The following is a 13,987-nucleotide window of genomic DNA, read 5'->3' as shown; positions in this document are numbered from 1 at the left end:
CGGGTCATCCTCCGGAAGTGGCCGTGGGGGCAGGGGACACGCTGGGCTCGGCACCCGAGACACCGGGGCCGATGCCGTACTGACCGGCGGTCCCGGACAGTTGCTCCCGCAGAGCGTAGACCACCGCGACACGGCCCACGGGCATATCGGCGTTGTCCACGGTGGAGACCTTCTCCGCGGCGGCGTCCTCGCGCAGCGCGGCGACCACCCCACCGGCCGTGGCGGCGGGCAGCGTGCCGGTGAGCACCGCGCCCCGCCCGGCCTCGTCCAGGCCCGCGGCCATCGACATGATCGCACCCGTCTGCTGCGCGACGGCCTCCCCGGCGTACGGCTCCGCGGGTGCGATCAGCACCGCCAGCTCCGCACGCTTGACGGGCTGGTCGGCGATGGTGAGCAGGCCCTCACGCTGGAAGGCGCCGAGGACGTCGGCGGTGACCGGGGTCTCCTTGCCCACCTGCGCGGGGTCGCCTGTCATGATCGCGTTGGCGAGCATCTCCGCCGCCCTGTCGTACGGCTTGCCCTCGGACGGAGTGATCAGATCCGTGAGCTTGGCGCCGGTGGCCACCTTGCCGACCGAGCCCACCTGGCTGACGTCAACGTATTTCTCGGTGAGAGCGATCCTGCCGGTCACCGTCGCCCCGGACTCGGAGATCGTCTGCTCCACCGCCTCACGCGTGCTCGACGCGGCACCGGGAGCCTCCACGATCACCACGCGCTCCCCGGTCAGGACACCCTGGACGAGCTGGGAGCCGTGGGCGGCGACGAACCTGTCGTTCGCCACCTGCCGCTTCTGCAGGGCCTCCAGCTCGGTGCGGTATTCGTCGTTTCTCACACGGAGCTGGTTGGCGAGGGACTCGGCCGCCTTGATGGCCGGTTTCTCCAGGAAGGTGGTGCCCAGCACGATGCCGACCGACAACGCGAGAAAGATCGCGACGATGGAGACGAGGTGATAGCGGAAATCGATCACGAGAAGAGTCCGACCAGCCAGAAGATGAAGCCGTTCCAGAGATCCCGCACGCTGTCGACCCAGATCTTGCCCACCGGGGAGAAGAAGACCGCGACTCCCATGGTGATCAACGCGGTTACGACGAGCAGGAGCAGGGACGGGGTGGAAATCCGGCTCCGATAGAGCCGGCTGACGCCCTTGGCGTCGATGAGCTTGCTGCCCACCCGGAGCCGGGTGAGGAAAGTGCTGGCCATACCCGAACGGCCCTTGTCGAGAAACTCCACCAGGGTCGCGTGGGTGCCGACGGCGACGATCAGGTCGGCGCCCTTGTCGTCGGCGAGCAGCATGGCGATGTCCTCGCTGGTGCCGATCGCCGGGAAGATCACGGCGTCGCGTCCGAGCTGCTGGACCCGCTCCAGGCCGGGGGCCCTGCCGTCCCGGTAGGCGTGCACGACCAGCTCGGCACCCGAGGTGAGAGCCTTGGTGGACACCGAGTCGAAGTCGCCGACGATGATGTCGGGCATGTAACCGGCTTCGATGAGCGCGTCGGCGCCCCCGTCCACCCCGATCATGATCGGGCGGTATTCCCGGATGTAGGGGCGCAGCGCCGCGATGTCCTCCTTGTAGTGGTAGCCACGCACCACGATGAGGACATGGCGCCCCTCCATGACGGTCTGGATGTCGGGCACGCCGACCCCGTCGATGAGAAGGTCGCGCTCGCGGCGGACGTATTCCATGGTGTTGGCCGCGAAGGCCTCGATCTGGACGGTCAGCCCGGCTCGTGCCTCGGTCATCGCGGCCTCGACGGACTCGGCCGTCTGCACGTCGCCCTTGCCGATCGGTTCCTCTTCGAGATAGACGACCCCGTCGTGCACCCGGATCAGGTCGCCGTCCTTGACCCGCTCGAACAGCTCGGGGGTGGCGCTGTCGATGAACGGCACCCCGGCCTCGACGATGATCTGCGGGCCCAGGTTGGGATAGCGGCCGCTGATGCCCGCGGCAACGTTGACCACGCCTGCCGCACCGCATGCGACAAGCGCCTCCGCGCTCACCCGGTCAACGTCAACGTGATCGATAATCGCGATTTCCCCGGCCTGGAGGCGCTTGGTCAGCCTCTTGGTCCGCCGATCGATTCTCGCCACTGCCGTCACCCCGGGAAGGTCCGCGACCTTCCTTTGGCGGAGGTAACCGGTGAGCCTGCTTTGAAGCCCGTCTATCGGCACCTTCATCATGACCATCCTGCCAGAGGGAATGACCGGGCGAGCCAAGCAGTCAACGGTGTGTCAGATTCGTCACTGCGGTTCCCCACGCGGTTCAGCTCCCCCGAGCTATCCAAAACAGTCCTCGTTACGCCTTCTCACGCCTTGTCCGCGGCGGCGATCGCCAGAAGCTCCTCCGCGTGCGCGCGGCCCAGCTCGGAGTCCTCCAACCCGGCGAGCATACGGGAGAGCTCCCTCGCCCGGCCGGTTTTGTCGAGCGCGACCACGCCGCTGCGCACGACGCTGCCGTCGCCGGCCTTCTCCACGACCAGGTGCTGGTCGGCGAAGGCCGCCACCTGAGGCAGGTGAGTGACGACTATCACCTGGGCGGTGCGGGCCAGCCGGGCCAGCCGGCGGCCGATCTCGACCGCGGCCTTGCCGCCCACACCCGCGTCGACCTCGTCGAACACGAACGTCGGAACCGGATCGGCACCGGCGAACACGACCTCGATGGCGAGCATCACCCGGCTCAGCTCACCGCCGGAGGCCCCCTTGTTCAGCGGCAGGGGCGGCGAGGCGGGATGCGGGGACATGCGCAGCTCGACCTCGTCGACGCCGTGCGGGCCGAAGTCGTCGGCGGCGGTCAGGGCGACCACCACCCGGGCGTGCGGCATGGCCAGCGCGGTGAGCTCCTCGGTGACGGCCCGACCGAAGCGCTCGGCGGCGGCGGCGCGGACCCGGGTCAGCTCGGCGGCCAGCTCGGTGAGGCGTCCGGTGAGTTCTTCGTGCTCGCGGGTGAGGTCGGCGATCCGCTCGTCGTCGCCTTCGAGCTCGGCGACACGCCGGGCGGCCTGCTCGGCCCAGGCGAGCACCGCGCCGGTGTCCTCACCGTATTTGCGGATGAGGTGGGTGAGCACGGCCTGGCGCTCCTGCACGGCCCCGAGCCGGACCGGGTCCGCCTCGATCGACTCGGCGTAGGCGGCCAGCTCGGTTGCGACATCGGAGATGAGATAACCCGCCTCGGCGAGCCGGTCGGCGATCCCGGCCAGCGCCGGGTCGAAGTCGCGCACCGCCTCGACGGCCGCGCGCGCCCGGCCGACCAGCGCGATGGCGTCCTGCATGGCCTGCTCGCCGGACATCGGGTCGCCGAGCAGCGCCTGGTGCGCCGTCTCCGCCGCGCTCCTGAGGGAGTCGGCGTGGGCGAGCCGCTCCTCCTCCTCCCGGAGCTCGGCCTCCTCCCCCAGCTTGGGCTCGGCCCTCTCGACCTCCTCAAGCCCGAACCTGAGCAGGTCGGCCTCCTGAGCGCGCTCCCGGGCCCTGGTGGTGAGTTCTGCCAGCTGGTCGGCGATCTGCTTGTGACGCTTGTAGGCCTGCCCGTAGGCGCGCAACGGCTTGACGAGGTCCTCACCCGCGTAGCGGTCGAGGGCCGCGCGCTGGCGGCCGGGCTGGAGCAGGCGCTGCTGGTCCATCTGGCCGTGCACGGCCACCAGGTCTTCCGCGAGATAGGTGAGCGTGCCCACCGGGACCGTGCGGCCGCCCAGCCAGGCGCGGCTGCGCCCCTCGGCGGAGACGGTGCGCGCGATGATCAGCGCACCGTCCTCGACCTCACCCCCCAGGTCCTGCACCTGCTGGGCCACCCGGCCCTCCGGGTCGACCACGAGGGTGCCCTCCACGGTGGCCCTGTCCGAGCCGGGACGGACACGAGCCGGATCGGCCCGCCCGCCGAACAGCAGCCCCAGACCGGTCACCACCATGGTCTTGCCCGCGCCGGTTTCGCCCGTGAGCACGGTGAATCCCGGCGACAGCGCCAGGACGGCCTCGTCGATCACGCCAAGCCCTTGGATACGGACCTCCTCGACCCTGGGTCGCACTGGTCCCTCCTGTCACATCGAATTCACCGAACATCAGTGCGGTGCGCGGGGCACGATCCTACGCGCTCGGAACGACGATCGCCCGAATGAGCTACGGCCGCGCCCGGCCGCGCCATCCCTGCACGGGAAGGTCGAATTTGGCGACCAGCCTGTCGGTGAAAGGCGCCCCGGTGTCCTCCACACCATGTAACCGCGCCAGCCGTACCGGCACTTCCCCACGGCGCACCTCGACCCGCGCACCGGCGGGCAGGTCGAAGCGGCGCCGGCCGTCGCACCACAGCACCGCCCCGGCCGTGTCCTGCTGGACCTCCAGCGCCAGCCTGGAGCGGGGGGAGACCACCAGGGGCCGGGCGAACAGCGCGTGAGCGCTGATCGGCACCAGGAGCAGCGCCTCCACCTCCGGCCAGACCACCGGCCCGCCGGCCGAGAAGGCGTAGGCGGTGGAACCGGTCGGCGTGGCGCAGATGACCCCGTCGCACCCCCAGCGTGACAGCGGCCGCCCGTCGATCTCGGCGACCACATCGAGCATCCGGTCGTTCTTCTCCACGGTCGCCTCGTTGAGCGACCACGTCTCGGCCAGCAGCTGCCCGTTGAGGCGGGCGGTGACGTCAATGGTCATCCGCTCCTCCACGTCATAGCGGCCCTGCACCACGCAGTCGACCGTGACCGCCAGGTCGTCCACCTCGGCCTCGGCCAGAAAGCCGACATGCCCGAGGTTGACGCCCAGCAGCGGCACACCGGCCGGGCGGGCGAGCTCGGCGGCCCGCAGGAGGCTGCCGTCGCCGCCGAGCACGATCATCATCTCGGCGTCCTGGGCCGCCTCCGCGCTCGCGGGCACCACGTCGGCGCCCGCGCACGCGATGGCTTCGGCCTCGGCGTTGAGGATGCGCACGGTCAGTCCCGCGTCCACCAGCCGGCTGATCACCAGCCGAGCGCTGTCGACGGCCGCCGACCGCCCGGTATGGGCGGTGACCAGCACGGTGCGCTTGGTAGTCATGTTCCACTCTTTCGGGGGATGAGTACTACTGAGGGCCCTCTGTCACCGCGCGCTCGATCTCGGCGACGACATCCTCCACCGGCGGCGCGCCTTCTCCCTTACCCAGCCAGATGACGTACTCGACGTTGCCCGACGGGCCCGGCAGCGGGCTCGCGGTGACGCCCCGCACGGTCAGGCCGAGCGTTCGCGCGGCCTCCGCGACATCCTGTACGGCCTGCGCGCGCAACGCGGGGTCCCGGACGACCCCTCCCGCGCCGACCCGCTCCTTGCCCACCTCGAACTGGGGTTTGACCAGCATCGCGAAATCGGCCCGCTCGGCGGCGCACAGAGCCAGGGCGGGCAGCACCAGGCGCAGCGAGATGAAGGAGAGGTCTCCGACGATCAGCGTGGGGGCCTCTCCCACCATGTCCGGGGTCAGGTCCCTGACGTTGACCCGCTCCATGACGGTGACGCGCTCGTCGGTCCGCAGCGACCAGGCGAGCTGGCCGTACCCGACGTCGACGGCGAGCACGTGCGCCGCTCCGTTGCGCAGCAGCACGTCGGTGAACCCTCCGGTCGAGGCTCCGGCGTCCAGGCAACGCCGGCCCGCGACGGTCAGGCCCCGAGGCCCGAACGCCTCCAGCGCGCCGAGGAGCTTGTGCGCCCCGCGCGAGACGTAGTCGGGACCCTCAGCCGCCTCGACGACCACGATCGCCGAGGCGGTGTCCACCTGAGTCGCGGGCTTGGCCGCCACCCGGCCGCCGACGCTGACCCGGCCGGCCTCGATGAGCTGGGCCGCCTGCTCCCGGGAACGGGCCAGTTTCCGGCGTACGAGCTCGCTGTCGAGGCGTGTCCGCCGGCTCACCGGTGCTGGTCCGGGGTGCCGTCCACCGAGGCGAGCGCCTGCTCCAGCCCGGTGAACACCTCCTCGAAAACACCCACGTGCCCCGAGACCGGCATCGCGTCAAGCCGGGCGAGCCCGCCCAACGCGATGTCGACCCGCTCCTCGCCGATCTTTTCCGGCAGGTCCGTCATGCGCCCCCTCCGGAGGTGCTCTTCGTCGTCTTGGTGGTCCTGGTGGTCTTGGTGGTCGCACGGGCACGCGGCGCGCGAGCCGTCTTGCCCGTGGACGCCTTGACCGTATCGGAAGCCGCGGCGCTCGTCGCCTTAGCCTCCTTGCCCGTGTCCCCGGCCGGCGCCTTCTTCCTCGCCGGCACGCTCTTCGCGGGCTTCTCTTCGGCACCGGCCTTCGCCGCCGCACGGCTCGGCGCGGCGGGCTTCCCGGAAGGAGCCTTCGCCGCCGCACGGCTCGCGGCAGGCTTCCCGGAAGAAGCCTTCGCCGTACGGCTCCGCGTGGCCGGGGTTTTGCCGGACTCCTTCTCGACGGCGGCGAGCTTGGCCTCCAGCTCCGCCACGCGTGCCCGCAGGCGATCGATCTCCTCGGTCTCCTCGGTGAGAGCGATGTCGAACGCGCCGAGCAGACGGTTCACCTCTGTCTTGATGATCTCGTCGAGCTGGCTCCGATTTGCCTTACCCGTCGTGACGAGTTCCTTGGCTAGTCTGTCTACCTGGCCGGACATCTGCGACAGACCGGTTTCTCCAGAAGCAAGCAGATCGCGAACTACTTCGCGTGCCTTGCTCGTTGTCAACTCAGTGAGACCCGTAGCCCCTTGCACATACCCCCGCAGCGCTTCGAACACCATGGCAGGAGCCTCCCTCCTCCGGCGCACCCCCGCGTGCCGGACCGCACGTTGTATTCATGTGGAACGCTACCGTCCGTAGATGCAAGGGATTCGGGTCGGTCCGAAACAGAAGGGAGCGCCACGCGATGGCGACCGTCGACGAGTGCCGGGCGGCACTACGCAGACTCGGCGAGCAGTTCGACGAGGTTGACCAGGAGAGCCGTGCCAGGCATGTGGTCGAGCGCAGCATCAGCTGCCATATCAGCGATCTCCGAGTCACCTTCTACGGCCGTATTCATCATGGCGGCCTCGGGCCCTTCGACGACCTGCCCCCCGTCGAAGGCAAACCCGCCGAGGTGAAACTGACCATCGGCAGCGATGACCTGGTCTCCCTGGTCAACGGCGAACTCGACATGGGACGCGCCGTGTTCAGCGGCCGGGTCAAGATCGATGCCAGCTTCGGTGACCTGCTCCGCCTCCGCAAGCTCCTCTGAACGGCCCGTTTCGAGCAATTCCATCAAGTCTGGTGAGGGGACTGCCGGATTTACCCGGCAGGGGAATCGCTTCCCTGTCACGGTTTCTTTGTTTGAAACGGTCAGGGCTTGGCCGTCGCCCACCTCAGCCGAGGGAAGCGAGAAGCCGCTCTCTTCGGGGAGCGGAGGAGTCACTTGAAAAATCCGGTAGCCGTACCCGACCGGCGTCATCGACCGACCCGTCGGGTACGGCCGGAGCGGTGCCGTCAGTGGTGTCCTCTGCCGGAATCCCGGGATCACCGGGTCTTCCCTCAGCCGTCAGGGCGTTCCCTCCCCGAATCACCGGCCTTGCCGCTCATGGAACGAGCGTCGGGAAGCGAGGAGTGAAGCACGGCCTTCACGGCGTCCTCTTCCGCTCGCCCTTCACCTGCGGCCTCCCACGTCGCGGCGCAGGCGGCCCGGAGGCCGTCGAGCGGGTCCCCCTGCCCGTCGAGGCGGAGACGGCCTTCGACCCAACGAGCGATCCACCCCTCGCAGGTCCACCCGCCTTCGCTCCGCAGAACCTGCGGATAAGGCCGGTGCAGGGCCGACAGGTCGGCGGCGACGTATGCGGGCCTGTGCCGGGGAGCGGCTGTCAGCAGGTCGAGCGCGCTTGCCACCCCGGTCAGCACCAGCAGGGAGTCCACTCCCGCGTTGGAAGCTCCCTCGATGTCGGTGTCGAGCCGGTCGCCGACCACCAGGGGGCGTTCGGATCCGGTCCGGAGTATCGACTCGCGGTGCAGCGGCGGCTCAGGTTTTCCCGCGACGATGGGCTCCACCCCGGTCGCGGCGGCGATCACCCGGCTCATCGCCCCGTTGCCGGGCAGTTCGCCCCGGCCGGTCGGCATGGTCAGGTCCGCGTTGGCGGCCACGAAGAGGGCGCCTTGCCGTACGGCCAGCGCGCCCTCCGACAGCAGGCCGTAGGAGAGGTTGGGTGCGATGCCCTGCACCACCGCCACCGGGGCGTCCATGGCGGTGCTGACCGGGCGCAGGCCATGCGCGCGCAGGGCACTGCGCAGTCCCATCCCTCCGACCACCAGCACCGCCGCACCCGGTTCGACCCGCTCGGCCACCAACCGTGCGGCGGCCTGAGCCGAGGTGACCACGTCCTCAGGAGTAGCCGGAGCCCCAAGCTCGCTCAGGTGCTCGGCGATCGCGCCAGATGTACGCGAGGCGTTGTTGGTGACGTACGCAAGCCGCACACCGCGCCTCGCCGCCTCTCGCAACGCCTCAGGGGCCCCTGGCACGGCCTCGCGCCCGAGATAGACCACTCCGTCGAGATCGAGCAGGAGGGTGTCATACGGGTCGATCAGCGTCTCTGTATCCACACGCCCATTTCACCATCCTTGATTTCCTTCTCGCGGCCGAAGCCAGACCCCGGCCCCGTCTCCACCCCCGGTCGGCCGGATCTCCCGCCGGACCTTTCGGCCCGTCGGCGACCGCCGTTCCGGCTGTGGGGACGAGGGTCCGCCCGGCGGTGTTACGCGGCCTCCACCGGTTTCATATCCCGCCATTCCGGTGGCAGGTCCCGGCGACTCGGTGCTTGAGACCGGACAGCCAGGACCTCGACTCCCGTACGACACGTGCCGCGTTTTCTTCCCCGGAGCCGGAGGCTCGGGGTCTCCACACTTGAGAAGCTTCGTCGAGGATCACATCCGGCGGGCACGCAACGTGGCGCGGACGCTCTTCAGCGCCGACACGTAGTGTCTCTGGTCAGGCCGCATGGCGACGGCGATCGCCAGGGGCTCCTGGGCCCCTTCCATATCGCCGGTCCGCCACAGGGCGAGACCGAGACCGAAATAGGCGTAGTCCTCGGCCGGATTGGCATCGATGATCCAACGGAAACTGTCGACGGCGTCGGCGTATTGCCGTGAGTTGAACTGGGCGCGGGCGAGCGCCTCCCGGATGCTTCGCGATTCTGGCTCGGCATCGGCCGCGCGCTCCAGCAGCGCGGCGGCCGCCGCCGGGCTGCCTTCCCCTAGAAGTTTCATCCCTCGTTGAAACCAGTCGTAGACGTCCCCGACCGGAGCGCTCGTCTCAGGGTTGGGGGAATCAGACGGGCCGCTACGTCCTTGGACCATACGTGAGGCCTCCTTCATCGACAGATAACAGATCTGACCGATTCCCTGACAGCTCCGGCACCACCGCGCCATCGGGGCGGTCCCTGGATGTTTCAGGCCTTTATGGCAGCATGCCCTCTATGGCGAATCCTGAACTGCCGGTGCCTGATGGGCTGGTGCTACGCCCGTTTCACGGCGTACGGTTCGCGGTTGATGATCTGGCCGAGGTGACCTCCCCGCCGTACGACCTCATCACGGAAGCCGATGTGCGAGTCCTGCTCGACACACACCCCAACAATGTGGTCCGGCTAATCCTTCCCGGCGCCGACCGCCACCGCTACGCCGAGGCGCGGGAGACTCTGCACGCCTGGCTCTCCTCCGGTGTGCTGGCCGTCGATGAGACACCGGCCGTATATGTCTACGAGCAGCGTGGCCCGGACGTCCTGCAGCGCGGGCTCATCGGCGACGTGGGTCTGGCAAGTCCGGAGCAGCGCATCATCCTGCCGCACGAGAACGTGATGCCCGGACCTGTCGCCGACCGGCTGGCCCTCATGCGCACGACCCAGGCCAACCTGGAACCCATCTTCCTGCTCTATGAAGGCGGGGGCGGCGCCGCGACCCTTCTTGTGGATCAGATCGCCGACTCCCGGCCGCCGCTGGTCGAGGCGGAGACCCGTGACGAGGTCAGGCACCGCCTCTGGGCCATCACCGACCCCGGTGAGCTCGCCTCCCTCAACGCCGATCTCCGCACCCGTCAGGCTCTCATCGCCGACGGCCATCATCGCTACGCCACCTACCTCGCGCTCCAGCACGAGCACCACAGCACGGCCGATGCGGCAACCACGCCTGCCCGTTCCCTGGAACCGGGTCCCTGGGACTTCGGCCTGGCGCTCCTGGTGGACTCCACCTCCTACCCGCCGAATCTGAAGGCCATCCACCGTGTCATCCCGGGGCTGCTGCTCAACGAGGCGGTGGCCAAGGCCAAGAGCGCCTGGCGGGTGCAGGAATACGGCAATCTCGCCGAGGGGCTGGCCGCGCTGGAGGATGCCACGGGACCCGCCTACCTGCTGTCCTCCGGGGATGCGGCGCATCTTCTCACCGACCCGGACCCGGAGCAGCTCGAGCAGGCCATGCCCGCGGACCGGTCCGCCCGATGGCGCGCGCTGAACACCTCCGTCCTCGCGGAGTTCCTCCTGCCCAAGATCTGGGGGATGAACGACGACGAGCAGTCCGTGCGCGTCGTGCACCACGACGCGCACAAGGCCGTACGGCTCGCGCAAGAGTCTGGGGGGACGGCGGTGCTGCTGAATCCGCTTTCGGTCAATGACGTGCTCGCGGTCGCGGCTCAGAAGGAGCGGGTGCCGCGCAAGTCGACCTCCTTCGGCCCCAAACCTCGCACCGGCCTGGTCTTGCGCACATTCGCTCTTGGCTAGGGCACGTTTCGCGAACCATTGCTTACATCTGCTTACATCGCGGAGCGGCATGGCCTTCCTCTCCGTGCCTCCTGGCCGAGTCGTCATCTCGGAGACGGCACCTCCACGCACTGCAGGACAGGCGCCGGCATGCTCTCCTCGGTGGTGTAGGCCGGTCCCGGGCCAAGAAGCCGGAGGGTTTTCTCCTCCTCGGCCGGAGCGCTCTCGGCATGCAGCAAGGACCGCACCGGCCGTGGCGGGGCGGGAGCCGGGACAGGGACGCTCTCATCATCGGTCAGGACCGTGGTGATCCGGCGTTCAAGACGTCTCGCCGAGCGGACCTCGACCTCGTAACCCGAGGATTTGGCGCCTTCGCTCCCCCACCATCGTCGGCGCAGCGCGCCCATCACCTCGACCACGTCATTGGGTAGCCAGTCGGTGGCGGCCGCGACGACATCGGGTTCGAACGACACACACGGAATGGTGTCCACCCGGGTTCCGCGACCGCGGTGCTGCCTTCGGACGATCAGCCGCCAGGCACCGAGCGTGCTTCCGCTCTGCAGCGACCTGACCTTCACCGCTTCGGGCAGGCGACCCACCAGGGTGACCTCGTTTCGGTCCATCGAATCCTCCTTCGATCTCTGCCGATCGAGGATGACTCTTTACGATGTGAGCTATGCCAGGATGGCTCGAACGCCATTCTGGGGAAGCCGGTTCCAGTTCTGAGGTGGCCTGTGGACAACATCACCGCCCTTGGCGGAGACGTCTATGAGATCGACACAAGAATGGCCGGGTACTCCGGCATCACAGCCGGATATCTGATTCTCGGAGATCGCCCCTGCCTGGTGGAAACCGGCACTTCCACCTCAGCTCCGGTGGTGCGCGACGCCTTGACCTCGCTGGGTGTCGGCCCGGACGACCTCGCCACGGTCGTCGTCACACACATCCATCTGGACCACGCGGGCGGAGTCGGCGACATCGCCAAGTTCTACCCGGGTGCGGAGATCGTGGTCCACGAGAAGGGGGCCAGGCATCTCGCCGACCCATCTCGGTTGATGGCCAGCGCTCGGATGGTATGGGGCGACAAGCTGGACACCCTTTTCGGCGAGCTGTCGCCCACCGAAGCCTCACGGATCCGCGCGCTCGGCGATACCGGAGCCATCGATCTCGGTAATGGGCGCACACTGAGCAGTCATTACTCTCCCGGCCACGCCAAGCACCACGTAGGACTGATCGACTCGGGCACCGGCGACCTCTACGTCGGCGACGCCGCCGGGGTCTATCTCCCTCAGACGGGCGACCTGCGTCCCGCCACCCCACCGCCGGACTTCGACCTGCAAACCGCGTTGGACTCGATCGCCCTGTTCAAGGCGCTGGGCCCGCAGCGACTGCTGTTCAGCCACTACGGGCCGGTCACGGACGTGGAGGAAATCCTCGGGCGTTCTGCGGAGGAGTTGCGCATCTGGGTCGACCTGACCCGGCAGGCCCGCTCGGAGGGAATGGACCTGGACCACGCGGTGGCCATGGTCAAGGAGCGCACCCGGGAGCGCTACGCGGCGCTGAAGGCCGACGATGCGACCGCTGAGCAGTTCGAGCTTCTCAGCGGCGCCCCGTCCAACGTGGCCGGAATCCTCCACTGGCTGGATCGGGCCCAGCCGTAGAGCGTCTTCCGTCTCGTTGACGTCCTCCCGGTCCTTGAAGGACCGGGCTTTCCCGCCAAGCCGGGCGGTTCACGATTCGCGGTCCCGCCCGGCCGCTGGAGGACTCCCGCACGGCCCCATTCCCTGGGGTGGTCCGGAAAGCACCACCGGCCTGGTCATCACCGGCCTGGCGGCCTCATCCGGTCCCACCGAACCCGAAAGCCGGGATCAAGGGGCGTTCCCTGTTTCCTCCCCGCCCCGAAGGACGGGAAATCCACACCGCAGGTGCTCGGGTGAACCAGTTGGTTCACCCGAGACGCGAGGGGACTACTTCTTCTTCTCGCCCTCGCCCTTGCCCTTGCCCGCGTCTTCGTCTTCGTCTTCGTCTTCGTCGAGGTCGGCGGAGTCATCGAGAATGTCACCGAAGTCGGGCTCGATGAAGGCCGGGCCGACACCGGTCTCGCCCTTCTCCGCAGCCTTGTCCTCGTCCTTGTCTTCACCCGTCTCTTCGGCGGCGGGAGCCCCGGCTTCCGGAGCGTCGCCGATGGCGGGTTCGTATTCGTCGAGTTCGGCCTCATCCTCAAGTTCGGCGTCGAGGGTCGCGACGTCGTCGATCTCCTCGCTCTCGACCTCGAATTCATCCTCGATCTCTTCGTCGCTGATGAATTCCGTGTCGATGTCCTCGTCGCCCTCTTCGATGTCTTCGATGACGGATCCGGTCAGTTCCGCGTAGCGCTCGGCCGCGTCGGTCTCGCCGTCCTCGTCGAAGGCCATCGCACGTCCGAACCACTCGACGGCAGGGTCTTCATGACCCGCATCGGCCAGGGCGTCGGCGTAGGCGTAGGCGAGACGAGCCGACCAGGGCTGCGGACGCGTGTCACGCAGCTCCGGCAGCCGCTGGAGAGTGATGACCGCTGCGTCGTTCTGGCCAAGGTCCCGGCGGGCACCGGATTCCACGATGGCGAGCTCGATCTTGCCGACCCGATCGAGTCGCTCGGCTTCCTTAGAGCGGACCAGGTCGAGGGCTCGCTCAGGACGGCCGAGACCGCGCTCGCAGTCCGCCATGATCGGCAGGAACGCGTCGGAGCCCGTCATACGGCGAGCTGCGCGCAGGTCGCTGAGCGCCTCTGCGAAGTGTCCTGCGCGGTAGGCGGCGATACCGACGGCCTCACGGATCACACCGATTCGTGCCGCGAAGCGGCGGGCGACCTTGGTGTGCTCGTAGGCCCGCTCCGCGTCGTCCTCGCCAAGGGCCCGCTCGGCCGCCACCAGGTGCCGGGAGATCAGCTCAGCGAGGTCAAGCGGAAGCGAGCGCAGCTCTTCGCGGATCTCCTTGTCGAGTTCCTCCGCGGTGATGTCAGGAGCGAGCGGAGGCAGCTCTTCCCGCTCCCGGCTCGGCGCCTCATCGCGACCGGCAGGCCGGTCGTCGCGGCTGTAACGGGTGCGGGAGCCGGGGCCTTCGCCGCGGAAGCCACCGTCGCGGTCGCCGTAGGAACGTCCGCCACGGTCGTCACGGTTGTAGGAAGGCCGCTGGGCGCTGTCGCGGTCACCGTAGGAGCGGCGCTCACCACCACGAGCCTGGTCGCGATCGCCATAGGAGCGGCGCTCACCACCACCGGGGCGATCGTCACGGTTGAACGGACGACGCTCCCCACCACCAGGACGCGAACCATACTGGCCACGCACCTG

14 protein-coding genes are annotated in these 13,987 nt (G+C 68.8%); 3 read left to right on the top strand and 11 right to left on the bottom strand.

Translation table 11 applies throughout. From position 1 onward, the window contains the following. Positions 1–4: 4 nt before the first annotated feature. The 7 genes from ACFY2X_RS04990 to ACFY2X_RS04960 form a co-directional block, all read right to left on the bottom strand. Complete coding sequence (locus tag ACFY2X_RS04990; RefSeq protein ID WP_389932410.1) at positions 5–967, bottom strand: copper transporter; 963 nt, start codon at positions 965–967, stop codon at positions 5–7. Continuing rightward, on the bottom strand, positions 964–2,175 hold the full coding sequence (gene steA, locus ACFY2X_RS04985) for a putative cytokinetic ring protein SteA (protein ID WP_389932408.1): 1,212 nt from the start codon (positions 2,173–2,175) through the stop codon (positions 964–966). Before steA ends, ACFY2X_RS04990 begins: the two co-directional genes overlap by 4 nt. A 128-nt stretch (positions 2,176–2,303) precedes the next feature. Further along, complete coding sequence (gene recN / locus ACFY2X_RS04980) at positions 2,304–4,016, bottom strand: DNA repair protein RecN (protein WP_389932405.1); 1,713 nt, start codon at positions 4,014–4,016, stop codon at positions 2,304–2,306. A gap of 91 nt (positions 4,017–4,107) precedes the next feature. Further along, positions 4,108–5,013: an NAD kinase gene (locus tag ACFY2X_RS04975; RefSeq protein WP_389932402.1), complete on the bottom strand. Its 906-nt coding sequence runs from the start codon at positions 5,011–5,013 to the stop codon at positions 4,108–4,110. Between the two features lie 25 nt (positions 5,014–5,038). After that, positions 5,039–5,857 carry a TlyA family RNA methyltransferase gene (locus tag ACFY2X_RS04970; protein WP_389932398.1) on the bottom strand — a complete coding sequence of 273 codons (819 nt, stop codon included), beginning with the start codon at positions 5,855–5,857 and terminating at the stop codon, positions 5,039–5,041. After that, positions 5,854–6,027, bottom strand: coding sequence for a hypothetical protein (locus ACFY2X_RS04965; RefSeq protein WP_389932395.1), 174 nt, complete (start codon positions 6,025–6,027; stop codon positions 5,854–5,856). The genes ACFY2X_RS04970 and ACFY2X_RS04965 overlap by 4 nt, the downstream gene beginning before the upstream one ends. Next, on the bottom strand, positions 6,024–6,695 hold the full coding sequence (locus tag ACFY2X_RS04960) for a phasin family protein (RefSeq protein WP_389932393.1): 672 nt from the start codon (positions 6,693–6,695) through the stop codon (positions 6,024–6,026). Before ACFY2X_RS04960 ends, ACFY2X_RS04965 begins: the two co-directional genes overlap by 4 nt. Before the next feature lie 125 nt (positions 6,696–6,820). Between ACFY2X_RS04960 and ACFY2X_RS04955 the strand changes: the two genes are divergently transcribed. Further along, entirely contained in the window at positions 6,821–7,168 is a 348-nt protein-coding gene (locus ACFY2X_RS04955; protein WP_389932390.1) for an SCP2 sterol-binding domain-containing protein, read from the top strand. A 290-nt stretch (positions 7,169–7,458) separates the two neighbouring features. On the opposite strand, the gene ACFY2X_RS04950 is transcribed toward ACFY2X_RS04955, so the two are convergent. Then, positions 7,459–8,514 (bottom strand): HAD-IIA family hydrolase, encoded by a 1,056-nt coding sequence (locus tag ACFY2X_RS04950; RefSeq protein ID WP_389932387.1) that lies wholly within the window; start codon positions 8,512–8,514, stop codon positions 7,459–7,461. 321 nt (positions 8,515–8,835) lie between these two features. Next, positions 8,836–9,177: a tetratricopeptide repeat protein gene (locus ACFY2X_RS04945; RefSeq protein WP_389932384.1), complete on the bottom strand. Its 342-nt coding sequence runs from the start codon at positions 9,175–9,177 to the stop codon at positions 8,836–8,838. Between the two features lie 209 nt (positions 9,178–9,386). Between ACFY2X_RS04945 and ACFY2X_RS04940 the strand changes: the two genes are divergently transcribed. Further along, the gene (locus ACFY2X_RS04940; RefSeq protein ID WP_389932381.1) at positions 9,387–10,679 is read left to right on the top strand and encodes a DUF1015 family protein; all 1,293 of its coding nucleotides are present in this window, start codon (positions 9,387–9,389) and stop codon (positions 10,677–10,679) included. An 83-nt stretch (positions 10,680–10,762) separates the two neighbouring features. Here ACFY2X_RS04940 and ACFY2X_RS04935 read toward each other — a convergent pair whose 3' ends face one another. Continuing rightward, a complete protein-coding gene (locus ACFY2X_RS04935) occupies positions 10,763–11,281 on the bottom strand; it encodes a single-stranded DNA-binding protein (RefSeq protein ID WP_389932379.1) in 519 nt (172 codons plus the stop codon). Positions 11,282–11,392: 111 nt separating this feature from the next. Between ACFY2X_RS04935 and ACFY2X_RS04930 the strand changes: the two genes are divergently transcribed. Next, entirely contained in the window at positions 11,393–12,319 is a 927-nt protein-coding gene (locus ACFY2X_RS04930; protein ID WP_389932377.1) for an MBL fold metallo-hydrolase, read from the top strand. A 306-nt stretch (positions 12,320–12,625) separates the two neighbouring features. Here the strand turns inward: ACFY2X_RS04930 and ACFY2X_RS04925 are convergent. Next, positions 12,626–13,987: hypothetical protein (locus ACFY2X_RS04925; RefSeq protein ID WP_389932376.1), on the bottom strand; the 1,362-nt coding region annotated here is incomplete at its 5' end.

Origin of the sequence: Streptosporangium sp. NPDC000396 (genome assembly GCF_042898655.1) — a bacterium.
GTDB lineage: Bacteria > Actinomycetota > Actinomycetes > Streptosporangiales > Streptosporangiaceae > Streptosporangium.
This window is presented reverse-complemented; position numbering and strand designations above follow the sequence as displayed.

Coding starts and splice junctions, on each gene's coding strand:
- ACFY2X_RS04945 (WP_389932384.1), bottom strand. CDS start 9,177: ATGAAACTTCTAGGGGAAGGCAGCCCGGCGGCGGCCGCCGCGCTGCTG.
- steA (WP_389932408.1), bottom strand. CDS start 2,175: ATGAAGGTGCCGATAGACGGGCTTCAAAGCAGGCTCACCGGTTACCTC.
- ACFY2X_RS04960 (WP_389932393.1), bottom strand. CDS start 6,695: ATGGTGTTCGAAGCGCTGCGGGGGTATGTGCAAGGGGCTACGGGTCTC.
- ACFY2X_RS04975 (WP_389932402.1), bottom strand. CDS start 5,013: ATGACTACCAAGCGCACCGTGCTGGTCACCGCCCATACCGGGCGGTCG.
- ACFY2X_RS04965 (WP_389932395.1), bottom strand. CDS start 6,027: ATGACGGACCTGCCGGAAAAGATCGGCGAGGAGCGGGTCGACATCGCG.
- ACFY2X_RS04940 (WP_389932381.1), top strand. CDS start 9,387: ATGGCGAATCCTGAACTGCCGGTGCCTGATGGGCTGGTGCTACGCCCG.
- ACFY2X_RS04955 (WP_389932390.1), top strand. CDS start 6,821: ATGGCGACCGTCGACGAGTGCCGGGCGGCACTACGCAGACTCGGCGAG.
- ACFY2X_RS04935 (WP_389932379.1), bottom strand. CDS start 11,281: ATGGACCGAAACGAGGTCACCCTGGTGGGTCGCCTGCCCGAAGCGGTG.